Genomic DNA, 11,989 nt, shown 5'->3' with positions numbered 1-11,989 from the left:
TATTATCTAAATATCTAGTATCTGAACTCAAATATCCTGCAATTAAAATGACAGCTATTTAAGTTTTTATCAATAGGGAAATGCTTAGCGATCGCTCTCTAAAAATTATAGCGACCGCTCGGTTGGCCTGTAACTATATATAGTGTCTTTGTATAAGTTATCATATTTTAGTTGTTTAGGTGATCGCTTCAAAAATTATAGCGTTAGCGGAGCTTTGCGTCAGCAATCGCTCTATTTGACATACGCTACATATAGTGTATTTGCGTAAGTCCTGATCATATCAAATTGATAATTTCCGGATTAAGTATCAGAAGATGGGAAACAGAAATGGTAGATGCACCCTGATAGATAACCTCCGCCGTAATTGGTGGAGGTTTTTTTTTGCACTAAAACAATAGAAAATCAAATTGATAATTTCCGGATTAAGTATCAGAAGATGGGAAACAGAAATGGTAGATGCACCCTGATAGATAACCTCCGCCGTAATTGGTGGAGGTTTTTTTTTGCACTAAAACAATAGAAAATCAAATTGATAATTTCCGGATTAAGTATCAGAAGATGGGAAACAGAAATGGTAGATGCACCCTGATAGATAACCTCCGCCGTAATTGGTGGAGGTTTTTTTATTTAACAACTTTTCTTGATTTTGTCTAATGTATGTAAAAATATAATTTTATAGATGCACCCTGATTAATAATTCCTGGCCAAAACTGGCTGTTTTTTTTGTATGGGATTAGAACAACTAAGACAACAAAGTTTTGATAATTGTTAATATTTGACTAAACAGATTTGAGGTGTAGATAAAATGTTTATAAACAAATTATAAACAAGATGTTTCACTAATATACATTAGCCAAACTTTTACAAAATCTTGACATTACTTACCGATTATTATACAGCTACCCTAAAATACAAATATTAATATTAATATTTCAAACAATTATGTCTGATTCCTCACCCAAAAATAACTGGTATCAAGACTTTAACCTGGAACAGAAATCCAATTGGTATGACCAAATAGCAGATGCTTACGATAGAACTAGACCTCGTTATCCCCAAATATTAGTCAACCGTGTCGTAGAAATAGCTCAACTTTCTTCTCATGCCAAAATTTTAGAAATAGGTTGTGCTACAGGAACAGCAACAACTAGCTTTGCCGATCTTGGTTTTTCTATGGTCTGCGTAGAACCAAATTCAGAATCTTATAAAATAGCGCTGAGAAATTGCGATCGCTATCAAAGAGTTAAAATCATCAATACTACTTTTGAAGAATGGGAATTAGAAAAGAATCAGTTTGATGTAGTGCTTGCTGCTACTTCTTTTCACTGGGTATCGTCTGAATTTCGTTATGCTAAAACTGCTGAAGCTTTAAAAACTAATGGCTTTTTAGTTTTACTTTGGAATACTCCACCCCAACCAAGTCAAGATATTTATCAGGAATTATTAGATTCAGTTTATCAGACCTACGCATCTGATTTAAAAGGGTATGAAGCGATCGCAATTCATCAACAAAATATTAGTAGTATAGGAAATGCGGTTATTGACTCTGGTAAGTTTCAAAACTTAGTTTCTGAAGAGTTAATATGTGAAGTAACTTATGATATTGATGATTATCTAGCACTTTTAAGCACCTTATCACCTTATATAGCAATGGATGCAAAGCAACGTAATACTTTATTTGAAAATTTGAGTACAATTTTAAAAAAATATCATGGCAATATCATTAACCTTTCTTACTTATCTGCGCTTCAGATTGCTCAGAAAGTATAATTTAACTGATCTATAAGTAAATTAGGTTAAGCAAAATTACAGCAGATTACAGGTAGATGAGGTACAAATATAAATGCTAAAGTCTTTGTAGTGCGGGCATCTTGCCCGCGACTGGTGTACCTCACTAATATGAAATACGCTATAACTGTATAGCAGTCGCCATTATAGTTATAGCAATGTGCTCTGGCATATTTACACATTATTTTTTGTCAACCTTTTCCCTTACTGCACTTTGATCTACTAAGTTGTAAATACCTGAGCGCTCATTGCTATAGGACATCGGGTCACTATGATGATTTATGACGCGAGCAAGATGATCGCACTAATTTTCCTAACCAACCTGGCAGTTGCTATATATTTTATGGTCAGATTGATCGCTAGGCAAAATTATTTTTTGTTCCCTACTCCCCTACTCCTGTAGGAGCAAAAGGCAGTTCGCCCCTACTGCCTACTACCTACTTCCCTAATGTTGTCTATCAAGGGTGAAAACTGCGATCGCTACAAAAAGAACATGGGTAGTTTTGAAATTCACCCACGCCCTCATCTCACTCTTCCTCAACCTGTATTCCGCATTCCAGCAGCAATACCATTGAGAGTCAACAAAGCACCTTGTAACAACTCACCCTTACTATAGCGAGAGTGAATTACTCCTGGCGTACCTGTATCATGCTGACGCAGGCGTTTCAACAAAGCTACCTGCAACATACCTAGAGGAACAATATTAGCATTTCGCAACTGCACAGAACGCTGTAAATCTGGCTCTCCATCTAAAGGCCGTTGATGGCCAGAAATTTGTAAAACTAAATCCCGCGTTAGCTTATATTCAGTAGAAATTTGCTCAAACAACGCCTCAAATCTTTCCCGGTCTTCTGGATTAGATAATTCTCGGACATAATAATGAGCCATTTGCAAATCTACTTTTGCTAGAGTCATCTCTACTTTAGAGATTGCAGTAGTGAAAAATGGCCATTTTAGATAAAAGTACTGGAAAAGTTTCAGGTGTTCCTCTGGCTGCTTTTGCACAAACTCTTGTAAAGCAGTTCCTACCCCATACCAAGCAGGTAATAAGAAGCGACTTTGAGTCCAGCTAAACACCCAAGGAATTGCCCGTAAACCAGAAATTGTCTTCTTTTTATCATTTTTCCTCCGAGCTGGACGAGAACTAATTTGTAGTTGACTAATTTCTTGGATCGGGGTAACTTGATAGAAAAACTCTACTAAATCCGGTTGTTCATAAATCAGATGTCGGTAATGAGTGCGCGATCGCACTGCCAACTCTTCCATAATGTCATTCCAGGTGTCAATTTCATCAAACCCTGTATGTAGTAAACTAGCTTGAATAACTGCAGTAGTGACATTTTCTAAGTTACACATAGCCAACTGAGGCAGAGAATATTTAGAAGCTAGCACCTCACCTTGTTCGGTAATCTTAATCCGCCCACTAATGCTCTTACCTGGTTGAGCCAAAATCGCTTTGTAAGCAGGACCACCACCACGTCCTACCGAACCACCGCGCCCATGAAATATCCGTAATGCGATACCATATTCCTGACCGATTTTATGTAAAGCTTTTTGAGCTTTATGAATTTCCCAGTTACTACTGAGGAACCCAGAATCTTTATTACTATCTGAGTAACCAAGCATCACTTCTTGCAAATAAAGAGTCTTTAACTCAGATTGCATTTGAGAGTCTGCTTGTGGTTGTAATTTATCATATCCACCAGCAAGTGCTGCCCGATACAAAGGCAATTCAAATAAATTGCGCATAACCCTGGGAGCATTTCTCAAATCTTCCACTGTCTCAAACAGAGGAACGACCTGAATCTCACTTGCACCAGTTGCCGGGTCATAAAGTCCTGCTTCTTGAGCTAGCAACAACACTTCCAACAAATCGCTGACATCACGACTCATACTAATAATGTAAGTTTGGCAAATTTCTGGGCCAAACTCTACCTGTAGCTGTCGCAGCATTCGGAAAGTGTTAATGATTTCGCAAGTTCTCTCAGAAAAAGGTAGTTCTGTAGGAATTAGTGGGCGACGAGTAGGCAATTCTGTTGATAGCCACTCAGTGCGCTCTGCCTCTGACATTTCAATATAGGGTTTAGGCAGAATTTGTAAGTATTCAGTAACTTCATTAATCACAGCCTCATGGACAGAAGATTCTTGGCGGATATCTAGTCGTGCCAAATTGAAGCCAAAAATTTCTGCCTGACAAATCAGATTTTCCAAGTCACTACAGCTTAAACCAGTTTCGATCAAGTTACGTTGAATTAGTTGTAACTCTTCTAGAAATTCCGAACCAGAACGATAAACTGCTGCTGTGTCTCTACGTTGGGAAAGAACTTCCATTTCTCTCTGGAGAGAATCACCATTATACAACCGCCAGTTGCGTTCGCGAGTATTTTCCAAACGCTTTCTGACATAAGACAACTTCAACCTATATGGTTCTCGCCGATAACGAATTGCCCATTGGTCATATACTTCGGGCATTTGCAATTGGTCGCGGTCTAACGAGTCCAGCAGTTCTGGTAAAACATCACTCCAATGCAACGACAAACTTAAAAGTTCGATCAGAGAATCTATATTATCAATATACTTGTCTAACACTATCTTGCGTTGATAGCAAGCTGTTTGCCAAGTCACCTCTGGTGTACAAAAAGGATTACCATCACGGTCAGCTCCCACCCAAGAACCAAACTTACAGAAATTGAAAGTAGGTGGTTTTAAGTAAGGGAAAGAACTATGCAGAGCTTGCTTAAACCTTTGGTGTAGTTTGGGAGTAGCTTCAAATAAGACTTCTTGAAAGTAATGAAGGGTCGTTTCTACCTCATCAAGTACAGTAGGTTTAAATTGGTGTAGTTCATCTGTACGCCACCACAAACGAATTTCTTCTGTTAACTGTTCCTTGAGAGATTCTGTTTCCCAGGATGAAACCACAGAATTTTCCTGTTCTCCATCTACAGAAAATTCTGAAAAACTTTCTTCTACTAGATCGAGCTGTTGGAAAATTTTGGCAATGCGTCGCTGTTTTGTTCTAATTGTATGACGTACAATTTCTGTAGGATGTGCTGTAAACACTAGACGGATATCTAATTGATCGATTAATCGTTGAATTAATTGAGATGGCACGTTCAGAGTCCGCAGTAGGGGAAATAGATAATGAAATGTCCCCTCTCCTTCAGGTTTATTTTTGTTATCGCTCCAGATAGGAATACTTCCAACCCGCAATGAACAAGTTTCACCATCCTTAACTTCATCATCTTTAAAGATTAGTTTTCCCGGACCTTTGTTGTTAGAGTACGCTAGTTGTTGAGTCCTTTGTTCATAATGTTGTTCAACAATATTGATTAGCTGAAAATATAACGCAAAAGCTCGAGCTGCCCGAATTGCATCTTTGAGTTCTAACTGTTCAATAAGTTGTACAATTTCTGAATCTAGAAAGTTAAAAGCTTGTCCTTCTGGAGAATTAACCGAGCGCATCTTCTGGAGTATACTTACCAATTCTTGGCCACACTCTTGCCTTAGCACTAATTCCCATAAATCTTCAATTATTTTAATTCGATTACCCAGAAACATACCTGAAACTTTAGTCGGGGGATTATTAACCCCTTGTTCTAGCGTTGTCTGTTCTGACTTTAGTAGTGAACTCATATTACCTATTCCTTAGTAGCTGCCGATATCAAAATAAATATATTGTTTGATACTTTTATACTCGTTCAATGAGATTTAGTAGTACCAAATTATCAAAATAGCTATTGCTAATAGGGGATTTTTCAACTATTGTTGGTTTATTAGGCATTGGTAAATTACAGGATGAAATTTGTAGGGGCAGTCCCCCAATGATTAACCGGGGTAGGTTACAGAGCGGTACCCCAAAATATAAATCATCCCATCAATTACCAACGCCGTTTATTAAAAAAATATATATTCCTCATTAAATACCTCTTTTTCCACCCTTTCTTTTAACAATAAATAACTTTTTGCTTCCCACTATTAAAAGGAAGCGAGAGTCATTAATCTTTCTCTATAAATTTCGTGAGTCATTTTTCATCTACAAGTTAAACCCCCTAGCTCTTATCTGCCAAAATTTTTGTAGGCTATTCAGTAGCTTACATTTAGTCATAGGTCTAGTGTTAAAATACTTCTAAGTTCTACATCACTAAACCAACTATCTGGTAATTTTGTTTTTGTTAATGTTTTTATAACATTTTGGTTATTTTCCCAATCGTTAATCAGAAAAATGCCAAATACTAAACAAGCATCATGGAATAAATGTGCTTTTTTGACATATTCCACTTGCTTCAAGGAGTAGGGATAATGGCTCCCGCGAGACCGCTTAACTATGCTCTACTATTGCGGTAGTATTGTATAGGTTGTGCTGTCCCCTGTCATTCAGGTGGTTAACCTCAGTTGGCGGATGCCGTCCGCTACTGTTTTATTCACTGAATCTTATTTTATTAGATACTTTGGTTTGCTCTAGTTTTTTGCTGTTTTTTCGCCACCGCAAGTTCGGATATTTTGACCTTCTGAGAACACTTTACCTATATTTAGTAGGGGGTTGCATATTTCAACTAACATTACTGTATCATACACCTGGGAGTAAAGTAGCCCTTTGAGAGCTAGGCTTTCAGCAATGTTTTTTGTTAATTAATCACATAGTAGTAGAGGCTTTGAGCTAACCTATAGAAAAGGATGGCAGTTGTTGCACCCTTAATCTTAAGTTTAAAAAATCTTAGGAATTTGTTGAAAGAAACTATAAATAGTCAAATAACAAATAAAATTAGGAATCTGATGAATTTTGGGGAAAATTAAGCATTGGTAGACGATCGCCCCGAAATATTTCCTCACTATAGAGGCCAATTTCTGGTAATAATTCATTAATGGCTTTATTACCCAATAATCCTAATAAAACAGGACCAGTGGCCAAGCTAAGTAAAATATCTGAGGAAATTTTCCAACTGGGAGCTTTTATTGTAGGATTTTCAGAGGAATTTTCTCGAAAGGATTGCATTGATTTTACCTCAGTAAGTTTATACGCTAGAACTTAATATAGCAAGCTTAACAAGACTCAAGCATATTCAGCCACTCAACAAATATTCGATAATATTAAAGTTTGGTTGAATATTAATTGTTAAGATGGCAAGACAGCTAAAAGTGAGAAATAATTAATAAGTTTGATATGATGATATAGCATTTTTCATAATTCAAAGCTAAAATCAATAGAAATTTTTCTTAATTTATTAGTCCGTGGCTACTCAGAGACTGTTTGCCAACAAAAGTAAAAATAGGGCGTGTGACTAAACACTTACCATTTCTGGAATAATGGTCAGTTTTAAACCTCACGCACCGCGTGCTTGGGAAGCGTGCGTTACGTAAAACGCTTTGCACCCTACGCAATTTAATATTTATCTTTTCTGTGGCTGATTTAATACCCCACCGTCAACGGGGGTGCTTAAAATTGTTTGGAGTTGAAATCCATAAACAATTAGACCTTCTGCCTTCTGCCTTCTTCAATTGATAAATACTCTCTAATATCATGTCCGGTTGAATAGTGATAAATAAATAACTACGGAGGAGTCAGGAGTCAGTCCTCAGGAGTCAGTCCTCAGGAGGGAAGAAAGAAGAAAGAAGAACTGGAGTTGAAGGAGAAAGTTTTTTTGATAACTAATTATCCGGACATGATATAAATTTTCGCTCAGATCATCATATAGTATAATAATATACGAATATACCCATGATTTTCAACTATATTATACTAATTTTAGCAATAGGCTTTCCTTTATATATGTTTATACGCTACAGTCCAAAATGTCACTAACGAATAGTTAAGCCGAGCAAGGGAGTCTCCCACAAAAAGGAGAAGATGAAAGGGAATAAAACTATATTGACGGAAAATCGATCTCCTTTAGGAGATTGGGCACAGGAAGCTTTGGGACTTCCAGAAGTGCAAGTACAGGTGAGATTGCGTGGCAATCATTTACATATTCTCTGTGAAGCCGAAAAATGTCCAGAAATGAACTTTGCACTAGCCCAGTTTTCCCAGGCACTGGGTCAGGTCGATCTAGAATCTCTACTACCTCCTAATCAACCTCGAATTTACCAGATGTTTCTATGTGGCCGAGCTTTAGGTCGCAGGAGACCTGACTGGACAGTAAAACTTGATGGTAATCAGGTAGGAACTCAGAGTCAACAGATAAATACTCCTTCTAGTTCCTCTGATTCAAAAGTTGATGCTCTTTTGAGGTCTAATTATGTTGTTCCTGCAAAACACCCACAAAATCAAAATGATAGTCAAACTTTACCGGAAGAACATCTGAGAAAAGTCACTGTTGGACAATCTCCGAAACTAGATATTAATCACAACGCCTCTGAATTACTTTCAACTCCCCACAAGTCATCTGTGTTGACAAATGACACATTAGACCATTCAGAACTGGTTTCATCACCAAGATTAGATTCAGAAAAATCTTCTGTTACTGAATCAACACAACCCAATGAATTAGAAGCAGACTCAGAAAATACAGAAGAATTAGACCAATATTTACTTGATTCTCCCCTGACGGTTTCCTATCAAAGATTGGCAAAATATGGCCATCCAGATGCAATTGCTAGTTATCTTAGTGAAGTTTTAGGTGAGTTAGGGGTTTCTGTAAATGTAAGTATTCGAGAAAGACAACTTAAGGAAAAATTAACAGAAACTACCCAACAATCAGAAGATTCTGCCAAAAGTCCTGAATTGAAAACCCAGAAAATTTTATGGGTCTCTTGTGAAGCAGCTTATAGTCCAGCTCCATCTCTATTGGCAGAACCGATCGCCCAAAAACTTCGAGACTTAAAGCTCAAAGATTTTCATGAAGCTTTAATTTCTCTACTTGTTCAGGGTGAAACTGCACCTGACTGGATGTTGCGGGTGGATCTAACTCCACCCGATCTGATGCTACAAGAATGGGCAAGTTGGGGAGATGTGGCAGCAATTGAACGTTTGCTACAACAACAATTTACTACTCTTGAAATCAAGATTCGAGCTACTCTCAAAGAATCTACATTACATTTATTCTGTACTAATACTAATAATTCAAACCAAGAAGCTCCAGATAAAAAGAAGACAAAAGAAGCGATCGCCTCTACATTATCTACTATTCTACCTAGAGGTATCCAAGCTGCTACTATCTATGGTTGTATTATTAATGAACCGAAACAAAAGTCAGAGTCACCTCTTTGGATCGACTGGTTGAATTTACCAGCATCGGAAAATCCGGAGATGGCAGCAAGTGCTAAGGTTTTGGCAAGTCAGGGAAACTATGAAGCTATTAGTTTTCTGTTAAATAAATTACTTAATCCAGACCTCGATCAAAAACTACAAACAGGTGGTATTCGAGTACTAATATTACCTAAGCAGGAATTATTGCACGTTATGAGTGAAGCTCCTACTTGTCCTTCTCAGTCTCAAGTAGGACCACCCATCGCTCAGTTTTTGCGTCAACTTCAAGTTCCTGGAATTAGTGGGGTCAGGGTGTATGGCCGTCGTGCTGGTCAAAAATTGCCTTTGTGGCGCTATGGTATTAATTTTACTGCCAGAAGTCGTCAGTATTCGGAACAACCTCCGGAGTTTGCTGCTTCTGCAGAAATGGATTTGTTATTAGGAAAAAGAGCAGATCGTGTTTTTCTCAAGTTAACACCACAGAAAACTGAAAAATTTGACTCAAAGCTGTTAACTCCTCATAATAATTACACAGTTACAACACAACTTTTTACGGCTATTCAACAGTTACTTATTACTTCTCGTTTGTTCATTCCTAATGAAGAATACTCTACACAAATGGGTAATTCATTGACATATAATACTTTTAATTCTGGTAAATGGGTTACTGCTTTTGCTTGTGCTGCTATGGGTATTTTGTTGACAGTTCAAACCGATCTAAAATTAGGTGCAATATTACAGCAACTTCCAGATATTTCCCGGTCTGGAAGTATTTGTCAGGGTCCGAATTGTCAAACTCCTACAGAAGTGAATGAAGATGCTGTGGAAGCTCCTGAATTTTCTACTTATCCTAGTTTTAATAGTCCGCAATTAGATGAACAGTTAGTTCGTTATCAACAATATTTACAAGTAGAAAAAAAACTACCAGATATTTTAATAGTTGGTAGTTCTAGAGCATTGAGAGGAGTTAATCCTACAGTACTTGAGGAAAGTTTAGCAACAGCAGGATATCCAGATTTAAGAGTTTATAATTTTGGCATAAATGGGGCAACAGCTCAGGTGGTAGATTTAATTGTACGTCAGGTTTTACCAGCAGAACAACTGCCGCAATTAATTATATTTGCTGATGGAGTTCGCGCTCTTAATAGTGGCAGAGTGGATCGAACTTTTGATATTATTGCGAGTTCTGAAGGCTATGAGGAAGTAGATGCTGGCACATTTACTATTGAGACAAATACATCAGAAACATCTGTTAATTTTGACATTAAAAAATACCAGCAAATATTTAAAAATATCCAGGGAAAAATTGAGGAAATATCGGTGACTTATCAACAGCGCGACCGCCTCAAAAGTTTAATAAATTCAATCATCAATAATCCGAAAAATTGGAATTTTTTGCAGCAACAAAAAGACAAAGATTTAGCAGTAGAAGATATTGATAAATTAGACCAATTTCAATCTAACGGTTTTCTACCAATTTCAATTAAGTTTGAGCCAGAAAATTACTATCAAAACTATGCTAAAGTTTCAGGTAAATATGATGCAGATTATGCTAACTTCCAGTTGCCAGGAAAACAAATAACTGCACTGAAAAATTTACTACAGTATACTCAGTCAATAGGGATTAATTTTGTATTTGTGAATATGCCTTTAACTACAGCATATTTAGATGAGGCGCGAACTACCTATGAACAAAAATTTCAGGAATATATGCAGCAGTTATCTCTAGAATATTCAAACTTTTTATTCCGAGATTTAGGTACTGCATGGCCAGATGCTTATGACAAATTTTCTGACCCTAGTCATTTGAATCTTTATGGAGCGATCGCTGTTTCTCAACAGTTAGCTGAGGATAATATTATCCCTTGGTCAGAACCTTAAAATTTAGGTTTTAGGTTTGGGGTTTTAGGTTTTAGGTGGAATTTTATTAGAATTATACCAATTTGATAAATGTTTGCTACAAATAGTTAGGCTATTTCTTAGGAGTCAACCCACCCCTAACCTCTCCCAGGAGGGGAAGTCAGTCAGACCGAGTCGCACGGGAATTGCTTCAATACCAGTTTTTAGGTCGTAAATTCTATTTTTCGTCAAAGGGACATTTGCTGCAAAATCTTTTTATCGCACTTATTATTCGTAACATTATTCTTTCAAATTAGTATTATCGCAGAAGGAAGAAGAAATAAGGAAAAATCTTGCATTATCTGAGTTTTAAGCTTTTGAGATGTCCTAACTTTCCTTAGACTGCTATAAATCCCTAATATAGCAATGAGCGCTGGTATATTTACAAATTGTAGTAGGGGCAAAAGAGCTAGAAGTCTTATATGATCGGCAATTTATTCCCCCTGTTCCCTGTTCCCTGTTGCCTGTTCCCTGCGCACAGCGCTATAAGTTTGTAGAGACTGCCCATGAATTTAGGGTTTTTCACAAGGTTTGCTATCTATCTCTAATAGTGCAATAGTGCTGTTGAAAAATCTGTTTACTATAGCAGTACGTTCTTTGGTTAGGACAATCAATTTGAGTGAAAAGGGAGTAGGAAATAGAGAAATAGAGGGATGTCCTCACCTATCTGTGTCGTGCTATAAAACCCAAGATTTAACATGCAACGGAAGGGTGACAACGATAAATTTTATTGCCAAATATGAAATTTTTGCAACTTTTTTATAGTCTAAAGTACAAAATCAAGTATTGTTTTACAAATTCCTCAAAATAATGCTCTTCTTCTTGAAGACTTCAGTTATTAAGTAATAAGTCAGGTTCAGTAATGTTTTTAGCAATTATTTGGTAGCAAAAATGCGTGATATTTGGTATGACTGACTGAATTAAACTCTCATCAATTTTATCCTTCTTATAGCAATGAGCGCTGGCATCTTTACATGTTACATAGATATTTGCAATGTAATATAAAAGTAACTGTATGAGCTGTATTTTTCATAAATTAGGCGATCGCTAAACCTTAAAGTTTTAAGGATGTCTGTAATGGTATTGATAATTTACAGTTTATAGCTTGAAATTGTTTAC

5 protein-coding genes are annotated in these 11,989 nt (G+C 36.9%); 2 read left to right on the top strand and 3 right to left on the bottom strand.

Going from position 1 to position 11,989, the window contains the following annotated elements; all coding sequences use genetic code 11:
• Positions 1–942: 942 nt before the first annotated feature.
• Positions 943–1,770, top strand: a complete 828-nt coding sequence (locus F6K27_RS30275; RefSeq protein WP_124144260.1) for a class I SAM-dependent methyltransferase — start codon at positions 943–945, stop codon at positions 1,768–1,770.
• A 555-nt stretch (positions 1,771–2,325) separates the two neighbouring features.
• Here the strand turns inward: F6K27_RS30275 and ppc are convergent.
• The 3 genes from ppc to F6K27_RS30260 form a co-directional block, all read right to left on the bottom strand.
• A complete protein-coding gene (gene ppc / locus F6K27_RS30270; protein ID WP_287279622.1) occupies positions 2,326–5,421 on the bottom strand; it encodes a phosphoenolpyruvate carboxylase in 3,096 nt (1,031 codons plus the stop codon).
• A 468-nt stretch (positions 5,422–5,889) separates the two neighbouring features.
• Entirely contained in the window at positions 5,890–6,066 is a 177-nt protein-coding gene (locus F6K27_RS30265) for a hypothetical protein (RefSeq protein WP_161564974.1), read from the bottom strand.
• 484 nt (positions 6,067–6,550) lie between these two features.
• Positions 6,551–6,781: a hypothetical protein gene (locus F6K27_RS30260; protein ID WP_124144258.1), complete on the bottom strand. Its 231-nt coding sequence runs from the start codon at positions 6,779–6,781 to the stop codon at positions 6,551–6,553.
• An 873-nt stretch (positions 6,782–7,654) separates the two neighbouring features.
• Between F6K27_RS30260 and F6K27_RS30255 the strand changes: the two genes are divergently transcribed.
• The gene (locus F6K27_RS30255) at positions 7,655–10,852 is read left to right on the top strand and encodes a DUF1574 family protein (protein WP_287279621.1); all 3,198 of its coding nucleotides are present in this window, start codon (positions 7,655–7,657) and stop codon (positions 10,850–10,852) included.
• The last annotated feature ends 1,137 nt before the right edge of the window (positions 10,853–11,989 follow it).

It is taken from the genome of Okeania sp. SIO2F5, from assembly GCF_010692685.1.
GTDB lineage: Bacteria > Cyanobacteriota > Cyanobacteriia > Cyanobacteriales > Microcoleaceae > Okeania > Okeania hirsuta.
The sequence above is the reverse complement of the archived record's forward strand: the minus strand, read 5'-3'. Positions and strand labels throughout refer to the sequence as shown.

Excerpts from the sequence above, each read along its gene's own strand:
- ppc (WP_287279622.1), bottom strand. The coding sequence starts at position 5,421 with ATGAGTTCACTACTAAAGTCAGAACAGACAACGCTAGAACAAGGGGTT.
- F6K27_RS30275 (WP_124144260.1), top strand. The coding sequence starts at position 943 with ATGTCTGATTCCTCACCCAAAAATAACTGGTATCAAGACTTTAACCTG.
- F6K27_RS30260 (WP_124144258.1), bottom strand. The coding sequence starts at position 6,781 with ATGCAATCCTTTCGAGAAAATTCCTCTGAAAATCCTACAATAAAAGCT.